This is a genomic window from Bacillus chungangensis, from assembly GCF_030812995.1.
GTDB lineage: Bacteria > Bacillota > Bacilli > Bacillales > Bacillaceae_C > Bacillus_CF > Bacillus_CF chungangensis.
In genome coordinates this window covers 77,037-93,949 of sequence record NZ_JAUSTT010000013.1, presented here as the reverse complement: position 1 = coordinate 93,949, position 16,913 = coordinate 77,037, and the positions used below count along the sequence as shown (strand labels likewise).

19 protein-coding genes are annotated in these 16,913 nt (G+C 37.7%); 2 read left to right on the top strand and 17 right to left on the bottom strand.

Annotated features, from left to right (window positions below; translation table 11 throughout):
* Nucleotides 1-13: 13 nt before the first annotated feature.
* The 17 genes from J2S08_RS11910 to J2S08_RS11835 all read right to left on the bottom strand — a co-directional run bounded on the left by J2S08_RS11910 (nucleotide 14) and on the right by J2S08_RS11835 (nucleotide 14,621).
* Complete coding sequence (locus J2S08_RS11910; protein WP_307229754.1) at nucleotides 14-1,648, bottom strand: AMP-binding protein; 1,635 nt, start codon at nucleotides 1,646-1,648, stop codon at nucleotides 14-16.
* Between the two features lie 21 nt (nucleotides 1,649-1,669).
* A complete protein-coding gene (locus J2S08_RS11905; RefSeq protein WP_307229752.1) occupies nucleotides 1,670-2,812 on the bottom strand; it encodes an acyl-CoA dehydrogenase family protein in 1,143 nt (380 codons plus the stop codon).
* A 61-nt stretch (nucleotides 2,813-2,873) separates the two neighbouring features.
* Nucleotides 2,874-3,512 (bottom strand): TetR/AcrR family transcriptional regulator, encoded by a 639-nt coding sequence (locus J2S08_RS11900; protein WP_307229750.1) that lies wholly within the window; start codon nucleotides 3,510-3,512, stop codon nucleotides 2,874-2,876.
* A 533-nt stretch (nucleotides 3,513-4,045) separates the two neighbouring features.
* Entirely contained in the window at nucleotides 4,046-4,192 is a 147-nt protein-coding gene (locus J2S08_RS11895) for a YezD family protein (protein WP_307229748.1), read from the bottom strand.
* 101 nt (nucleotides 4,193-4,293) lie between these two features.
* Nucleotides 4,294-4,536: a 4Fe-4S dicluster domain-containing protein gene (locus J2S08_RS11890; protein WP_307229746.1), complete on the bottom strand. Its 243-nt coding sequence runs from the start codon at nucleotides 4,534-4,536 to the stop codon at nucleotides 4,294-4,296.
* A gap of 57 nt (nucleotides 4,537-4,593) precedes the next feature.
* The gene (locus tag J2S08_RS11885; protein ID WP_307229744.1) at nucleotides 4,594-5,166 is read right to left on the bottom strand and encodes an NAD(P)-binding protein; all 573 of its coding nucleotides are present in this window, start codon (nucleotides 5,164-5,166) and stop codon (nucleotides 4,594-4,596) included.
* Nucleotides 5,167-5,274: 108 nt separating this feature from the next.
* Nucleotides 5,275-6,039, bottom strand: a complete 765-nt coding sequence (locus J2S08_RS11880) for a sirohydrochlorin chelatase (protein WP_307229742.1) — start codon at nucleotides 6,037-6,039, stop codon at nucleotides 5,275-5,277.
* Nucleotides 6,040-6,041: 2 nt separating this feature from the next.
* On the bottom strand, nucleotides 6,042-6,842 hold the full coding sequence (gene cobA / locus J2S08_RS11875; RefSeq protein ID WP_307229740.1) for a uroporphyrinogen-III C-methyltransferase: 801 nt from the start codon (nucleotides 6,840-6,842) through the stop codon (nucleotides 6,042-6,044).
* Between the two features lie 46 nt (nucleotides 6,843-6,888).
* Entirely contained in the window at nucleotides 6,889-7,089 is a 201-nt protein-coding gene (locus J2S08_RS11870; RefSeq protein WP_307229738.1) for a DUF3906 family protein, read from the bottom strand.
* A gap of 27 nt (nucleotides 7,090-7,116) precedes the next feature.
* Entirely contained in the window at nucleotides 7,117-8,745 is a 1,629-nt protein-coding gene (locus J2S08_RS11865; protein ID WP_307229736.1) for a nitrite/sulfite reductase, read from the bottom strand.
* A gap of 12 nt (nucleotides 8,746-8,757) precedes the next feature.
* The gene (gene cysC, locus J2S08_RS11860; RefSeq protein WP_307229733.1) at nucleotides 8,758-9,357 is read right to left on the bottom strand and encodes an adenylyl-sulfate kinase; all 600 of its coding nucleotides are present in this window, start codon (nucleotides 9,355-9,357) and stop codon (nucleotides 8,758-8,760) included.
* Nucleotides 9,358-9,375: 18 nt separating this feature from the next.
* Nucleotides 9,376-10,521 (bottom strand): sulfate adenylyltransferase, encoded by a 1,146-nt coding sequence (gene sat, locus J2S08_RS11855; protein WP_307229731.1) that lies wholly within the window; start codon nucleotides 10,519-10,521, stop codon nucleotides 9,376-9,378.
* 50 nt (nucleotides 10,522-10,571) lie between these two features.
* Entirely contained in the window at nucleotides 10,572-11,285 is a 714-nt protein-coding gene (locus J2S08_RS11850; protein WP_307229729.1) for a phosphoadenylyl-sulfate reductase, read from the bottom strand.
* A 375-nt stretch (nucleotides 11,286-11,660) separates the two neighbouring features.
* Nucleotides 11,661-12,269 (bottom strand): NAD(P)H:quinone oxidoreductase, encoded by a 609-nt coding sequence (gene wrbA / locus J2S08_RS11845; protein ID WP_307229727.1) that lies wholly within the window; start codon nucleotides 12,267-12,269, stop codon nucleotides 11,661-11,663.
* A 173-nt stretch (nucleotides 12,270-12,442) separates the two neighbouring features.
* Nucleotides 12,443-13,150, bottom strand: a complete 708-nt coding sequence (locus J2S08_RS11840) for a pirin family protein (protein WP_307229724.1) — start codon at nucleotides 13,148-13,150, stop codon at nucleotides 12,443-12,445.
* Between the two features lie 175 nt (nucleotides 13,151-13,325).
* The gene (locus J2S08_RS22535; RefSeq protein ID WP_370875677.1) at nucleotides 13,326-13,472 is read right to left on the bottom strand and encodes a DUF3889 domain-containing protein; all 147 of its coding nucleotides are present in this window, start codon (nucleotides 13,470-13,472) and stop codon (nucleotides 13,326-13,328) included.
* Nucleotides 13,473-13,790: 318 nt separating this feature from the next.
* Nucleotides 13,791-14,621 carry an aldo/keto reductase gene (locus J2S08_RS11835; protein WP_307229722.1) on the bottom strand — a complete coding sequence of 277 codons (831 nt, stop codon included), beginning with the start codon at nucleotides 14,619-14,621 and terminating at the stop codon, nucleotides 13,791-13,793.
* Nucleotides 14,622-15,133: 512 nt separating this feature from the next.
* On the opposite strand from J2S08_RS11835, the gene J2S08_RS11830 reads away from it, so the two are divergent.
* A complete protein-coding gene (locus J2S08_RS11830) occupies nucleotides 15,134-15,754 on the top strand; it encodes a DUF47 domain-containing protein (RefSeq protein ID WP_307229720.1) in 621 nt (206 codons plus the stop codon).
* Nucleotides 15,755-15,765: 11 nt separating this feature from the next.
* A complete protein-coding gene (locus J2S08_RS11825; protein WP_307229718.1) occupies nucleotides 15,766-16,764 on the top strand; it encodes an inorganic phosphate transporter in 999 nt (332 codons plus the stop codon).
* The last annotated feature ends 149 nt before the right edge of the window (nucleotides 16,765-16,913 follow it).

Here is a 16,913-nt window from a genome sequence, read left to right as displayed (position 1 = left end):
TTCATTCAACCATTTATGATAATAATGAAAGAGATTGCTCTCTTAATCGATATTTTTGAATTTTGCCAGAAGCGGTCATCGGGTAGTTGTTCGTAAAGAAAATATATTTTGGAATTTTATGACGAGAAATCTCTCCTCTAAAATACTCCTTTATTTCCTCATCTGTAGCACTTTCTCCTTCTTTAAGAATGATCCATGCAGCAATCTCTTCTCCAAACTTTTCATCTGGCACCCCAATTACTTGCACATCTAATATTTTCGGATGGGTATAAAGAAATTCTTCTATTTCACGTGGATATATATTTTCACCGCCGCGAATGATCATATCTTTTAATCTTCCTGTCACGATAATGTAATCGTTTTCATTCATAACGGCAAGATCTCCAGTATGAAGCCAGCCATCTTCATCAATTACTTCCTTTGTCGCTGTTTCATTATTATAATAGCCTTTCATGACATGGTACCCTTTTGTACATAGTTCTCCTTGCACATTCGCTGGAACTTCCTTATTTGTACCAGGTTCGACAATTTTCACTTCAACATTTGGCAATGGTTTTCCAACTGTTTCCACTTTATATTGAATAGGGTCATGTGTACGAGTTTGTGTAATGACAGGTGAAGCTTCTGTTTGCCCGTAGCAAATTGTAATTTCATCCATTCCCATTTTCTCTATTGCTGCTTTGATAATTTCCTTTGGGCAATTAGAGCCAGACATGACTCCAGTACGCAATGTCGACAATTGATATTTACTAAAGTTAGGATGATTTAATTGAGAAATAAACATCGTCGGTACACCATGAAGTGCTGTACAACGCTCCATTTCTATTGTTTTTAGCACATTTTCTGGATCAAATTCTTCCACAGGCACCATTGTCGCACCGACAGTAACACATGCTAAAGTTCCAATGACACAGCCAAAACAGTGGAAAAAAGGAACTGGAATACAGAGCCTATCCTCTTTTGTGAATGCCATACATACCGCAATCTGGTATGCATTATTAATAATATTTCCGTGAGTGAGCATAACGCCTTTTGGAAAACCGGTTGTCCCTGACGTATATTGCATATTAATCACTTCATTGTAATGAAGTGATTGTTCTCGTTTTTCTAATGCTTCATCGCTAATCTCGTCAGCCATCTTAATAAGATTATGCCAATTGTATGTTCCATTATATTTTTTCTCGCTAAGAATAATCACATTTTTAAGCATCGGCAAACGTTTAGAGCAAAGCTTTCCAGGCTCACAAGTTTCTAACTCTGGAACGAGCCTATAGAGAGTATCAATATATGAGTTATCGCGATATTGTTCAATTAAAAATAAAGTGGTAGATTCAGATTGTTTTAATAAATATTCAAGTTCTTTTGCCTGATAATTTGTATTCACGGTCACTAAGACAGCTCCCATTTTACCGGTGGCAAATTGCAAACTAACCCATTCAATCCTATTCGTTGCCCATACTGCAATGTTCTCTCCTTTTTCAATTCCGAGCGCCATGAGTCCTTTAGCTATTTTTTTGCAATGGTCATTAAATTGGGCATACGTATAGCGTAGTGAGCGATCATGATAAACAACCGCTTCGTGATTTGGATATTGTGCTGCCTTTTCTTCTAACAATGAAGCGATTGTATGTTTAATAAAATCGGTCATTGTAAATCCCCCTAAATATATTTAACAGCCTAATTGACGAGCAATAACAAGCCGTTGAATCTCAGATGTCCCCTCTCCAATTTCCATTAATTTTATATCGCGCAAATGTCTTTCGACGTCATATTCACGCATATATCCATACCCGCCATGAATTTGCACCGCTTGGTTACAGGTTCGGAATCCAGCTTCAGATGCATATAATTTTGCCATTGCAGCCTCTTTAGCAAATGGTTTTCCATGATCTTTTAGCCATGCAGCTTTATATACTAAATTTCGAGCTAATTCAATTTCCATTGCCATATCAGCTAATTTAAATTGAATCGCTTGAAATTTCGAAATCGTCTTTCCGAATTGCACCCTTTCTTTTGAATATTGGAGTGCTTTTTCAAATGCGGCTTGAGCAATTCCGACAGCCAAAGCAGCGATGGAAATCCTTCCTCCATCAAGAGTGTATAAAAATTGACTAAATCCTTTTTTCTCATCCCCTAACAAATTTTCTTTCGGTACACGGACATTGTCCAACACAATTTCACACGTATTAGATGCGCGAACTCCCATTTTGTCATAGTTGCAAGAAATCTTGATGCCTTGTGCATCAGTAGGAACAATAAGAGCAGAAACAATGTTTTTTCCGTCCTCTCTCTTCCCTGTGACGGCGGTTACGATTACTTGGCGAGCATACCCCGCATTGGTGCTCCACGACTTCTCGCCATTAATCACATATTCATCGCCATCAAGTACAGCAGTTGTTTTTGTTCCCCCTGCATCGGAGCCAGCATTCGGCTCTGTTAGCCCAAAAGCTCCCAAAGTTTCCCCTTTTGCCATTGGGATGAGCCATTTCTGCTTTTGTTCCTCTGTACCAAAATAGTAGATTGGACTGGCCCCAAGACTAATATTAGCAGCATAGCTTAATCCTGTTCCCCCGCATGCTTTCCCAATTTCTTCAACAGCAATACAGTAAGAAATCGTATCAGCATCTGTGCCTCCATACTTTTCAGGAAATGGAATGCCTAGAAGCCCTAACTCACCTAATTTCTTAAATGTTTCATAGCGAAACGCCGCATCTTTATCTAAAGTTTGAGCATACGGCTTAATTTCCTTTTCTGAAAACGTTTTCACCATACTGCGAATCATTTGCTGTTCTTTCGTTAGCTCAAAATTCACCGCTATTCCCCCTACAACTTTGAACCGACTAGTCGGTCTGTTTTGTTTTTATAAAAACAGCCTAATAATGAATTGGCTGGTTTTTTAATAACATGGTTTTTGTCTGAAAGTCTTTTAATGCGTCTTCCGTTAATAATGAATGAAGAATGAGGTCTGTAAAAATGTGGGCAATTTCTTCAATGGTGAGAGAACCGTCTTGTTTGAACCACTTGTATGTCCAATTAATCATCCCGATAAGTCCCATCGTTGCAATATCTGGCAGCACTTCATTGCGAAAATCTCCCGTTTCCTGTCCTTCTTTAATAACCTGATAAATAATGTCCCGATATTGGTCGCGTTTTTTGTTGATTGCCTCTTGAAATTCGGATTTTAAATACGTACTTTCTTGATAAAAAACAGTAATATGGGGCTTATACATATCGAACACTTTTGTAAAGGAATGAATAATTGCATACATTCGTGAAATCGGTGTTTCATATTTGTCATATGCTTCTTTCGCCTTATCTAAAACATAAGAAATAAAGATGTCATGGATTGAATAAAGCAATTCATCTTTTGATTTAAAGTTATGGTAGAAACCACCTTTTGATGTATGACATCGATCGACAATTTGCTCAACAGTCACACCGTGATAGCCTTTTTCTTCAAACAATATAAGGGCAGCATCAATAATTCTCTCTTTTAAACGTTTTTTTGTCATCTGTTTCCATCCTTTGGCTGTTATCGTATCATAGATAAAAACTTGTGTAAAGGGAATATTTTGAATAATCGGAGTCATGAGATTGTTGAATCCTTAAACTAGATGCTTCAACTCATTCCATTTTTTTTAATCGTTTTTTCATCCCATTAATACGATTCTTCCAAGTTAAAATGTAATGACGACGAGATGTCAGGGCAAGAACTGCTGAAAAGGTTGAATGTGGAGTGAAAGAAATTTAGTTAGATACTACTTTCCCTAAAACCTTCGGCACGGAGGATTTCACAAGCTGCTCTTTCTCCCACTATTTTTAGAAAGAATGAGCAGCGGCGTTTTAAAAGGATTGCTTCGATGTTAGGATAAAACATGTTATTAAAATATTTTTGATTTAAACTTACTTTGATGAATAGAGAGGTGCTATATGGATGAAGTGTATTTTTTTCGATAGATCGCTTATGCATAAGGTATTCAAAAATAATATCTTTAAATAAAAACCAGTATGATCTATCATTCTTGATTAGAGCTTGATTTTCTAATTATTTTAATCTAACCTTCTCATTTTTTTCCAGTTGAATGACTTTGCCATCTTGTATGATGAGTGTAATCGATCCATACTTCATAACAGCTAACATTGCCTTCATCTTTTCGATAATCTCATCATGGTCTTGCTTCACTTTCCCCATTTCCTAAGACCCCTTTCTATTAAAAATAGTTTAAATACATAGTTTCCCTATCGGATTAAACATATTTTAAATGAGAATAATGGAAATAGCAAGAATAATTGTTATTCATTGTTGTTAAAAAATGCTCGCGCTCGCTCAAGATACACGATATCTTCTTCAGACAGCTCGTCTTCCAGGACAATCGCACTTACTGGGCAAGCCGCTTCACATGCACTGCAATCGATGCATACATCAGGATCTATATAAAATTGGTCCTCCCCTTCTTCAATGCAATCAACTGGACAAACAGTGACACAGTCTCCTGCTTTTTCTCCTATACATGGAGATGTAATGACAAACGCCATTGCCTTCTCCTCCTTCTGGGTTTATACAAAGTTTTTCAAATGAGCCGCTTCATTTCTTTATGAAAGATTTTTCTTCTTTTCGTGCAGAATTTCTTCCAGCATCCGATCCTTTGTCCTATCATCAAGCTTGAGCTGCTTTATTTTTTCTCTATATTGATATAAAAAATCAAGGTATGACTCATAAGACTCATCGTATATTTCTGCTAGTTCGTTGCGAATCATTTTAGCTAGTTTCGGACTTGCTCCTGAAGTTGCTACAGCAATTGTCAACTTTCCTCTTCTTAATGTGGCAGGAACTTGAAAGTTTCCAGTCTTTTGGTTATCAACTACATTCACAAGCTGATGACTGGAACTCGATTGGGCAATGAGCTTATTGACTTTTTCATTGTTTGTTGCCGCAATAATAACAAAAGCATCACGTAAATCTTCACGTTTGACCGTTTTTTGCAGCCATCTTATTTGGCGTTCGTCAACTAGCTTTTTAATTGGTGAAATAACAGTTGGACTAATAACCGTAATATCTGCACCTGCTATTAAAAGGGAAGTGATTTTTTTATAGGCGACTTTCCCGCCGCCAACAACAATAACATTTTTGTTTTTTACATGAAGCATAATCGGATATGTTCCCATGTCATCCCCTGCTTTATGATCATTTTTTTCCTAAAACAAACGAGCTTGCCGCCGATTGATTCGTTCTTCATTTCGCCCTGTACTTCTTCCCATTTTCTTATTGCAACATTATTCGAGACTTTCTTCACTTGTTTCACACATTCGATTCGTTAAAGCGACAGCTCGTTCAATAAGCACCTCTTGTAAATTGGTGTGATAGCCGAGATACTCACATAGAATAAAATGCTGTTTCCCTGTCTTTAATTGCCGAACTGTTCTTTCTATGCTTTTCATTAAGATGCCTGTAAATAACAAATAAGGAACAACAAACACTTGCTCATGACGAGATTCTATTGCTAATTGCAGCCCCTCTTCAAAGCTAGGTTCAGCAGCTGTTAAAAAACAAATGCTTACTTTTTTAAAAGGATACCTTTGCTGAAGGAGCTGAGCAATCTGTGCAAGATTATGTTTGACATCAGGATCGCTGCTGCCTCTTCCTACTAATAACACCATAGCATCTTCTTTTATCTTTATTTCTTTTTCATAAATTTTCGCTAGTAAACTTTCAATGATTTTTGAATGGACGCCAAATGGCTTTCCGTATTCAAATTGGATGGCGGGATATAGCGCTTTTGCTTTTTGTATTTCAATCGGGATATCTATTTTTGCATGGACTGCTGTTAGTAACAAGACGGGTACGATGGCGATTTTTGTTGCCCCTTGTTCAGCACAACGCTTTATGCCTTCAGGAATGCTTGGAGACGCCAGCTCTAAGAAACAAATTTCTTGAATCGGAATCGAAATAGCTTTTTTCCCATGCTCAATAAACTCGATCGCTTGTCGAACAGCCTCTTTCATACGGCTGCCATGCCCTATATACAAAATGGCTTGCACCGTTAACCTCCTCCAATAATGGAACAGCTTTCTTGATACGTATTCCTGCTCTCCTTGGTGATTGCTTGTTCGAACCATTGAATGCTGTCTCTAAGTTTCACTACTTCTCCAATAATAATGATGCTTGGGTTTTGAATGTGAGACTCTCTTGCTATCTCAACAATCGAATGCAACGTTCCTGTCATAGTTTGTTGGTTATTTGTTGTTCCCCAATGAACAATCGCCGCTGGAGTGCTCTTGCTTCTTCCATATTTGATCAGTTGATCACAAATATATGGTAAATTGCCAACACCCATATAAATAGCCAATGTATCAATTCCTTTTGCGAGACTTTCCCAGCAAATCCTATCTTCTTTATTGTGCTGGCGATGTCCTGTGACAAAAGCAAATGTTGAACTGAGCGCACGGTGTGTAACGGGAATCCCTGCATAAGCAGGTGCTGCAATCCCAGACGTAATCCCTGGAACGATTTCAAATGAGATGCCGTGCTTTGCCAAAAATACGGCTTCTTCACCACCCCGGCCAAATATGAAAGGATCACCGCCTTTTAATCTAACAACGACTTTTCCTTGCTGCGCATGTTTTACTAAAAAGCGATTAATTGTTTCCTGTTTCATAGAATGGTAGCTTGGAAGCTTTCCGCAATAGATTAGATCGGCTTCTTGCTTTGCATAGCTTAACAGCTGCTGGTTGATTAAACGGTCGTATAAGATTACATCTGCTCTCTGAATGCATTTCATGCCTTTTACAGTAATTAAATCGACATCTCCAGGTCCAGCTCCCACTAGATATACTTTCCCCATCTTATTTATCCCCTTTCAAAACCTCGTTAGCGTTTGGAGTAATGATTCAAGCATGGATGACAAATCCTGCACTTTTTCGAATCTTCTTTTTTTCATGTAATGCGACATGCTCCATTTCTGGCTTCTTTAAAAAGAATTTTTCCAGTTCAACATCAACGAGTCGAAAGGCTGATTCCTCGTCTTTCGCTGCAATGATCACATCAATAACCTTCGTTTTTGTTTGCACTTCAAATCTAAATAATTCCAAAACAATCCCCTCATTTCTATCTCCAATTCATGATGCTGGAACACAAACTTGCTCCATGATCTTGGTAAATCGCTGCTGCAATACTTCGATGCCTACCCGTTTGTAGTAAGTAAAAAAGGATTCACCTGCTATTTTTGTCTCCTTAAAATACTCAATCAATTCTTTCAGAACTGGCTCTAAATATTGTTGTTCAATTTTCCCTTGAAGTTTTTCATTAAATTTCCCGCCATGATCCAACGTGCCTCCGACGTAAATTTCAAATGCATCAAGCATTTTTCGATCTTTCGTTCTCATTTTGATGCCTTGAATTCCAATGTCTGCAATTTGCCGCTGGCCGCAAGAGTTAGGGCAGCCAATCATATGCATTCTGATCGGTACATCAACGGAAACATGTTTATCTAAGTATTCTGCGACGCGCCTCATCCGTTCCTTTGTTTCTACAAGAGCAAGGTTGCAGAATTCAATTCCAGTACAGGAAACGGAATAAGCGATAAATTTTTGCGGATGAATTGTCAGCCTTTCAAAAATGTTTTCTTTCAATAAAGTCTCCACTTTATCATCCCTTATATTCGGAATAATCAGATTTTGAGAGTTGCATGTACGAACATCTCCTGTCCCATACTTCTTAGAAATACGTGCAATTTCAAATACTTCATCTGCTTGAAGTCTTCCGACAGGAACATTTACACCCAAATAATTCAAACCCTTCTGCTTTTGAGGATGAACCCCATAAAAATAGCCAGCATTCCATTCTTTTATTTCATCCTCTCCGCTTTCAGGCAATGGTCCGGTATATTCAAGCAGTTTTTCTGTAAATTTTTCAGGTCCCCAATCAGCCATTAAAAATTTAAGGCGGGCAATATGCCGTTTTTCACGATAACCATAATCTCTAAAAATAGTAGTGATCGCAATGGCAACATCCTTCACTTTTTCAGGTTTAACGAAAATGTTCAGTTTTTTAGCTAAGTATGGTCTAGCGGAAAGACCACCGCCTACTAAAACATGAAACCCTATTACCTTTTTGCCATCTATTTCTTTTGTTGCAGGTGTAAACGATACACAGTTAATTTCTGCGTGTGCGGCATTGTTTACATTTGCACTAATAGACATTTTATATTTTCTTGGCAGATTGGAAAATGCAACATTTTCATGGAAATATTCATGAACTTCTCGAACAATCGGCTCTGTATCCATTAATTCATGGGGATCAATGCCTGCGAGTGGATTGCCAACAATGTTGCGCGTAATATCTCCACATGCACCAGATGTTGTAAGGCTAACTGCTTTAAGCCTTTTAAAAATGTCTGGCATCTGTTCAATCTTTAGCCAATGGAATTGAATCGCTTGCCGCGTCGTAATATCAAATATGCCTCTTCCATATTCTTTGCAAATACTGGCAAGCGTCATCGTCTGTTCATAATTTAAAATGCCAGAATGAACTTTAATGCGCATCATAAAGTATCCAGCTTCTTTCGGACGCTGCAAGTAAAGACCTGCCCATTTAAACAAATCCCAGTCTTCTTGGGGGATCGATTCGAAGCCATTTTCAGCATAATAATCGATATCCTTCAAAATTTCCAATCCGTCTTTTTTTAGCTTTTTCAGTTCTGTTTTGTTTAATTTGGGGTTGTCTGCCCAATGTTTCACATAGGCCATTCCGACTCCTCCTTATATTCTTTTATGAGTTTTTAAATAATCAATCACTATTTTTACACAGCCTGCTATGGAATATCGATCTGTTTCAAGCATAATTTCGGGATGAAGCGGTTCTTCATACGGCGAATCAATTCCAGTAAATGCAGGGATTTCTCCTGCTCGCGCCTTTTTATACAATCCTTTAGGATCACGAGATTCACAGATAGCTAGAGGACATTTTACATATACCTCAATAAAATCATCCGATGAAACAAGCTTTCTAGCTGTGTCTCGATCTTTTCGAAACGGAGATATTAGTGCAGTGATTGCAAATAAGCCGCTATCGATAAATAACTTTGCTGTTTCAGCAGTCCGGCGAATGTTTTCCGTTCGATCTTTATCTGTAAAGCCTAAATCGCTATTTAAGCCGTGGCGAAGATTGTCGCCGTCAAGTAAATAGCTGCTGACGCCAAGATCAAATAATGCCAACTCGACAGCGTTTGCAATGGTAGATTTCCCTGATCCTGAAAGACCAGTAAACCAAATGATGCTGCTCTTATGATTATTGAGCAAATGGCGGTCTCGTCTCGTAATGGTGCGATCATGCCACGTAATATTCTGTTCTTTTTTCATAAGTTTCTCCCCCTTTTTTTAAGAGGTTTTCACCTCTTTTTTTAATCCGTTGATTAGTACACTAATGACCTCAGGACGGCTAAATGTTTTTGGCGGGCGGCCGCCCTTTCGCAGCAATTCTCTTACTTTTGTCCCCGATAAGATCACATGATGTTCTAGATCGTGAGGACATGTTTTGGAGGTCGCCATATTTTCACATTGCTTGCAATAAAAACTATGTTCAAAAAATAATAAAACAATGCCTAGCTCTTCATGTGTAAAATGATCAAAAATCTTCTGGGCATCATATGTACCGTAATAATTGCCGACGCCTGCATGATCACGTCCAACGATAAAATGAGTACACCCATAGTTTTTTCTTACCATTGCATGAAAAACAGCCTCTCTTGGACCAGCATAGCGCATCGCTGCTAGAAAAACGCCTAAAAACACATGCTCCTGCTTATAGTAGTTTTGAAGTAAAACTTCATAGCTTTCTAGTCTTACATCTGGTGGAATATCATCTTTTTTTGTTTCTCCGACAAGCGGATGCAAAAATAAACCGTCCACTGTTTCAAGTGCTGTCTTTTGAATGTATTCATGTGCACGATGAATTGGATTTCTTGTTTGAAAACCGACAACCGTTTTCCAGCCACGCTGCTGAAATTTTTTTCGAGTATCGATTGGATCAAAATAGTAGGTGGAATACTCGTTTTGTAGTCGTCGAACAAGGGTAATAGACCCTCCAACAAAAATATTCGGCCGCTCAGCTAACTTTCTAACACCTGGATGCTGTATATCTGTTGTTTTATATACGTACTTCGCTTCTTTATCCTTATCAACTACAAATATATCCGCAACATCCATTACTCCATATACGACTCCATTTTGTATAAGTTTTATTTGATCGCCTATAGAGAATGATTTTGCTTCAGTTTCTGTTGCTGGGAGGGTGATTGGTATTGTCCACGGTTCACCTGTCGTTAATCTCATATTGTGTAAGACAGACTCATAGTCCTCTTTACAAAGGAATCCGGTTAAAGGACTGTATGCCCCAGTTCCAATGAGCTCAAGATCACTTAAAGCTATGTCATCTAATTCAATCGCTTTTGTGATTGATTGATAGGGAACATTTGGGTTCCAACGATTGATTAAAGTTCCTCCATGCGGTTGACTTAATCCCATAACAAATACCTCCATCATTTTTTCATCATATTTGCTAAAACAGGGCCGTTCTACCTTTTCTGATGTAATCCACATTCCGTTTTTGCATGATGAGCCCAGCGTCCAGCACGTAAATCTGTTTTGTCAGCTGTCGGATTCGTACACGGTTTGCAGCCTATGCTTGGGAAGCCTTGATCATGCAGGGGGTTATAAGGCAATTGATGTTCGTGAACGTAGCGCCATATATCTTTCCACGTCCAATGAATAAGTGGACATATTTTTATCGAGCGAAATGTCTCGTCTTTATTAATGAAATGAGTATTGCTTCTTGTGATCGATTGCTCTCGGCGCAGTCCAGACAACCATGCTGCTGCGTTGTTTAAAATCTCTTGGAGCGGAATAACTTTTCTAATCTGACAACATGCATCTGGCTGTCTTTCCCAAAGTGCTGCGCCACGTTCCTTTGCCTGCTCTTCAACAGACAATGCTGGTTTTTTCATAATGATCATCAATTTAGGATATAGACGACGTACTTTTTCAATAAGTTCATATGTTTCTGCAAAATGAAGACCTGTATCAAGAAATACAACCTTCGCTTGCTCATTTACTTTTGAAATGAGATCAATCATGACAATTCCTTCAACTCCAAAGCTGCAAGCATACACTAAATCATCATCATAAGTTTCGTATGCCCAGTGCAGCACCTCTAAAGCACCTTTTGTCTCATTAAGTATCTCAAAGTCACGCTCAGGCTCCAGCCATGATTCATACGTTAGCTTTGCCAACGTAAGCCCCCTCCTTTCTTCACTAATATTGAAAACTAAAAAGGCGACTTTAACGATAAAACCGTTAAAGTCGCCTCTAGTTTGTCTAGTCAGCGAAACAAGATTGTAATTTCTAACCATCTTATCCAGTTATAAATCAAATGTCAAGTATTTATATAGGAATTGTTTAATTTGAAAACCATCGTTGGATCTCTCCTCATTCGTATCTTAAGTAACTTGCTCGTTTCTGCTTATAAATCAATAAATCTGGTAATAACCCGCCTGCTCATCCTTTCATCACTCGATCAAGTTAACCGAATCTAAAAACCGAAAGGGAATCTTTCTAAAAAAGCCAAAAAAGATCAGCTTCACAAATGTGAAACTGATCTACTCTTTTTAATTGCCAGCTTTTACCCATCCTGCAATTTGAACGGTGCGTTTTGCTTGATGTTTAACTGCTGCTTCAACATCCTCAATCATGTTGCCGTCTTCGCCAACGGTAACACTTGTACCATAAGGATTTCCTCCTGCTGCATAGATGGAATCGTCTGTATACCCAGGAGCTGCGATTAAGGCTCCCCAATGCATAACAGAAGTGTAAAGAGCATGGATCGTTTGCTCTTGTCCGCCATGTGCATTTCCAGCGGAAGCCATTGCACTGACAACTTTATTCACAAGCTTGCCTTGAGACCAAACACCACCTGTTATATCAAGAAATTGCTTCATTTGTGAAGGAATATTTCCAAAACGGGTCGGTACACTAAAGATTACCGCATCTGCCCACGCTAAATCATCTGGTGTTGCAGTTGGAACATCTGTTGTTTCATCAACGTGTTTTTTCCAAGCAGGATTTGTTTCAATAATCTCAGGTGAAGCTAACTCTTGCACTTTTAATACTTTTACTTCTGCTCCAGCTTCTTTCCCCGCTGCTTCTGCCCATTTTGCAAGTTGATAATTTGTACCTGTAGAACTATAGTATACAATGGCTAATTTGACATTTGACATCTTTATCTCTCCTTATTTCTAGTCTTTTGATGACACGATCGTCCCTGGAGCCTTTTTTTCTGCTACTGTAAGAGAACTTGGAATAAGCTCCTGAAAAAACATGTGTGTTTTACTGATTTACATTTCCTTTTCCTATCTACTTATCCCAGCACATTGTCATTCATTCAGCGAGGTCATGAGGGCAAGTCAATTAACATCATTCTGCTCTTCTTTGCAGCTTTTATCCTTAAGTCTGTTATATTAGTCATGCGTGCAGCATCTCGTCTTTGCAATAATTCTTTATTATTTAGCACCACTTCTCCTTCGATAACGAAAAAGAAAATCTTTCTATCCGGATGCTGCTGAAAATCGATCGTCATTTCTGGTTCTAAATCGCCCAAATAAATAGTCAAATCCTGATGAATAGCAGCTACCTTTTCCCCAGCATGCTCCTTTGATACAACAGGCAATAACTGATTATGCAGTGCTTCAACGCCAAACGTTGATTTTTCATATGACGGAGTTAAACGAGGTGTATCTGGCAAAAACCACATTTGCAAAAGGTTGACTTCCTCATGTGCTGATGGATTTACTTCTGAATGAAAGACACCTGTTCCAGCAGACATTCTTTGAATCTCTCCAAATGTAGTCGTTGCTGACTCCCCTGTGCTATCCTCATGTTTTAATTGCCCTTTCAATACGATACTGACAATTTCCATTTCTTCATGAGGGTGTTTCCCAAAACCTCGACCTGGTGCTATGTAGTCATCATTCAACACTCGAAGTGGACCAAATTGAAGATTGTTTGCATCATAATACTCAGCAAAGGAAAAACTAAAATGACTTTGCAGCCAGCCTCTATCCATGAAAAAACGTTCCTTAGCACGATATATATTTATCATGGCTTTCCTCCTATATGATATGACTTTCCATTATTTTTCTCACGCTGCTATGTTTCCATACAAAGATAGGATAAATAAAAGTCTCGGAAATGATTATCTCGACTTCGAGATATATTGTATATTGTTCTTGTCGTTTCGTCAACATCTTTGTTTCTTAGGATGAATGTGGCAATAATCAAGATTCTCTAAAAGTAATATAAACAATCTCCTCCGTTTTTGTAATAAATTCTATATAAACAAAAACAGAGAATTCTCTGTTATCCTCTCTTAACCTTAACTTGAATTTTTCAATGGAAATAGATAATTTTTCCTCTCTTCCAATATAGAGGTAATCAATATTTTGGCTATTTGGGTATTTCTCTTTCGTCTTTCAAGGTGATTATTCCCCATTTGGCCATACAATGGTACGATTTTTTGTGCATGAACATTGCATTCTACCGTATCCATTTGAACGAAATGAAAAGCGAATAGCGAAATCATGACGCATAAAAAGCTTAAAAAGGTTTTTCTCATAAACATACAATATCATCCGGCTTCCTTACACTTATATTTGATCATAATATCCCCTTTGTTCAAACAAATATAATAAGCCCCCTCTTCAGAATGAAGCTGGAGCTTAATCGTTAAATATGTTCACTGACTAAAAATCAATATAATCCGGATCTTTACCGTATCTTTCATCCTTATTAAGTGCATCTATTTGCTTCATTTCTTCTTTTGACAATGAAAAGTCAAACAAATCGGCATTTTCTTGAATACGTTCGGCACGAACGGATTTCGGAATTACAATAATATGATGTTGCAAATGCCAACGCAGAATAACTTGGGCAGGTGTCTTCCCATGCTTTTTAGCAATATCATTTAATATTGACTCTTTTAAGATGCGACCTCTTGCCAGCGGCGACCATGCCTCCACCGCGATTTGATGTTCGGTGCAAAATGCTCTTAATGGAACTTGACTAAGAAGTGGATGAAGCTCTACTTGATTAAGAACAGGCTTCTCATTTGCTTTTGCAAATAACGTTTCTAAATGGTGGATATGAAAGTTGCTGACACCAATCGCCCTAACAACTCCTTCATTATAAAGACGTTCGAGAGCACGCCAAGTGTCTAAATATTTTTCCTTTACAGGCCAATGCACCAAATATAGATCGATATAATCCATTTGCAGTTTCTTAAGCGAACTGTCAAAGGCAGCCAATGTCTCATCATATCCTTGCTCACTATTCCAAACTTTTGTTGTTACAAATATATCCTCTCGTTTAATACTAGCATTTTTGATTGCATTCCCAACACTATCTTCATTTTGATAAAAACTTGCAGTATCAATTGAGCGGTACCCAATCTTCAGCGCTTCTTGCACTGCAGCCTCTGTCTCCGCTTTATCTTCCATTTTATATACCCCAAGACCGATATATGGGATTTCCACACCATTATGTAATGTCAACTTTGTCTGTAGGCTTGATGACATTTTTATCATCCTTTCTTGTATTTTTAGACAGTATATATGTTTGCTTAACAAAGAAAAATAAAGTGAAAGTCACAAACGCCCACGAAAAAATTTTTTTTCCTTCGTGCGCTGCTGATTCAAAAAATTTCTTTAGCCTGTATATAAGTACTAATTGGACATTTGAATGTCAGATACCCCCCACCGCTTCTCTTCTGCCAGTTTGATGTGGGATAAAGTTGTACTATACTTATTGTAACAAATAAATAACCTTTACTAACATTGATTATTTGTGACTTTGTTCACATTTTTGTTAAGATTGTATAAAGAAAGATTTGAACGATCCTTTCATTTTCTTCGTTTTTCAGCTAAAATAAGAACGTTTGGTGATTTTGTTGTCTACAGCATAAAAGAGAAATAATTTTTCATTTATAATCCGTGTGTCAAGGACTTCTTCTCTATTTTTTGCCGTGGACTACATCAACCTTTTGATCATCCTTTTTTAGTTTTTTCCATTATATGAGGAGGTTCTTTTGATGGTATTTAAAAATAAAAAGGACAAATTCGCGATTTTGTTAGAAAATATTGCTGTTAATCTAAAGGAAGGTGCAGATTTTTTTGTCAATTTTAAACTAAATAATACGGAAGACTTAAAAGTTTTCTCTGAAAAGATGAAGGAATTTGAAACAAAAGGCGATTCTTATGTCCACGAAACGATTATGGAGCTAAATAATGCTTTTATTACACCGATTGAACGTGAAGATATTTTAGCTCTTGCGATGATTATGGATGATGTCCTTGATGGTTTAGAAAGTTGTGCTGCTATTTTTGAGATGTATTCTATTACGAAAGCAGATGACTTTATGATACAATTTGTTGATGCTATTCACCAATGTACGATTGAAATTGAAAAAGCTGTCGAATTGCTTTTTAGTAAAAAACTACCGGAAATTCGACCATTAGCCATTAAAATCAAAGATTACGAATCAACATGTGATGATATTTTACGTCAATCCATTAAAGAATTATTTGCGGTTGAGAAAGATCCAATTCGTTTGATTAAAATAAAAGAAGTATACGAAAATTTAGAAGATATTGCAGATCATTGTCAAAATGTAGCTAATACACTAGAAAGTATCGTCATGAAAAACGCATAAGGAGTTTACAAATGGATGGTGTTCTTTTATTAACTATACTTATTGTCGTTTGCGCTTTAGCCTTTGATTTTATCAATGGATTTCATGACACTGCCAACGCAATTGCAACCTCTGTATCTACGAAGGCTTTAAAGCCTCGGCACGCTATTCTATTGGCTGCAATCATGAACTTTGTCGGTGCCATGACATTTACTGGGGTCGCACAAACAATTACAAAAGATATTGTTGATCCTTTTACACTAGAAAATGGCCCGCTCGTTATTTTAGCCGCGCTTCTTTCGGCTATCGCATGGAATTTAATCACATGGTATTATGGAATTCCAAGCAGTTCGTCACATGCTATTATCGGTTCAATCGCTGGCGCGGCATTGATGGCAGCTGGTCTTTCTGCGCTTAATTTCAGCGGTTTTCTAAAGATTGTACAAGCACTCATCTTTTCGCCGATCATAGCGTTTGTATTAGGTTATATCATTTACAGCATCTTTAAAATCGTGTTTAAAAACTTTAACTTGGCGAAGACCAATAAGCACTTTCGTATTATCCAGATTTTCACTGCTGCTTTACAAGCTTATACACATGGAACAAATGATGCGCAAAAAGCGATGGGAATTATTACGATGGCGTTGATTGCAAATAATTATCATACATCTACTGACATTCCTTTTTGGGTTCAATTTTCCTGCGCACTTGCAATGGGCTTAGGGACATCTATTGGCGGCTGGAAAATTATTAAAACTGTTGGTGGGAAAATTATGAAAATCCGTCCTGTGAATGGTGTTGCAGCAGACATTAACTCGGCAATGATTATTTTTGGTGCAACGTTTCTTCATCTGCCTGTTAGTACTACACACGTGATCTCTTCCTCTATATTAGGAGTAGGTGCATCACATCGTGTGAAAGGCGTTAAGTGGGATACTGCACAAAGAATGTTGATGACATGGGTCATCACCCTTCCAATTTCTGCTGGATTCGCAGCAATCATTTACTTTATTTTGAATACTATTTTTTAAAGAAATATAGGCTATACCAGGATAGATTAAAAAAATATGCTTTGCCCAAGAAGGAATTTCTGCTCATCTTTACAAGAGCAGAACCTTTTTTATGTCCATATTTCACTATAATGAAATACGGAATTGGGATGTGAAAAATGTTCACATCC

Excerpts from the sequence above, each read along its gene's own strand:
- J2S08_RS11910 (WP_307229754.1), bottom strand. The coding sequence starts at position 1,648 with ATGACCGATTTTATTAAACATACAATCGCTTCATTGTTAGAAGAAAAG.
- J2S08_RS11900 (WP_307229750.1), bottom strand. The coding sequence starts at position 3,512 with ATGACAAAAAAACGTTTAAAAGAGAGAATTATTGATGCTGCCCTTATA.
- J2S08_RS11895 (WP_307229748.1), bottom strand. The coding sequence starts at position 4,192 with ATGGGGAAAGTGAAGCAAGACCATGATGAGATTATCGAAAAGATGAAG.
- J2S08_RS11890 (WP_307229746.1), bottom strand. The coding sequence starts at position 4,536 with ATGGCGTTTGTCATTACATCTCCATGTATAGGAGAAAAAGCAGGAGAC.
- J2S08_RS11885 (WP_307229744.1), bottom strand. The coding sequence starts at position 5,166 with ATGGGAACATATCCGATTATGCTTCATGTAAAAAACAAAAATGTTATT.
- cobA (WP_307229740.1), bottom strand. The coding sequence starts at position 6,842 with ATGGGGAAAGTATATCTAGTGGGAGCTGGACCTGGAGATGTCGATTTA.
- J2S08_RS11865 (WP_307229736.1), bottom strand. The coding sequence starts at position 8,745 with ATGGCCTATGTGAAACATTGGGCAGACAACCCCAAATTAAACAAAACA.
- cysC (WP_307229733.1), bottom strand. The coding sequence starts at position 9,357 with ATGAAAAAAGAACAGAATATTACGTGGCATGATCGCACCATTACGAGA.
- sat (WP_307229731.1), bottom strand. The coding sequence starts at position 10,521 with ATGGGATTAAGTCAACCGCATGGAGGAACTTTAATCAATCGTTGGAAC.
- wrbA (WP_307229727.1), bottom strand. The coding sequence starts at position 12,269 with ATGTCAAATGTCAAATTAGCCATTGTATACTATAGTTCTACAGGTACA.
- J2S08_RS11840 (WP_307229724.1), bottom strand. The coding sequence starts at position 13,150 with ATGATAAATATATATCGTGCTAAGGAACGTTTTTTCATGGATAGAGGC.
- J2S08_RS11835 (WP_307229722.1), bottom strand. The coding sequence starts at position 14,621 with ATGTCATCAAGCCTACAGACAAAGTTGACATTACATAATGGTGTGGAA.
- J2S08_RS11830 (WP_307229720.1), top strand. The coding sequence starts at position 15,134 with ATGGTATTTAAAAATAAAAAGGACAAATTCGCGATTTTGTTAGAAAAT.
- J2S08_RS11825 (WP_307229718.1), top strand. The coding sequence starts at position 15,766 with ATGGATGGTGTTCTTTTATTAACTATACTTATTGTCGTTTGCGCTTTA.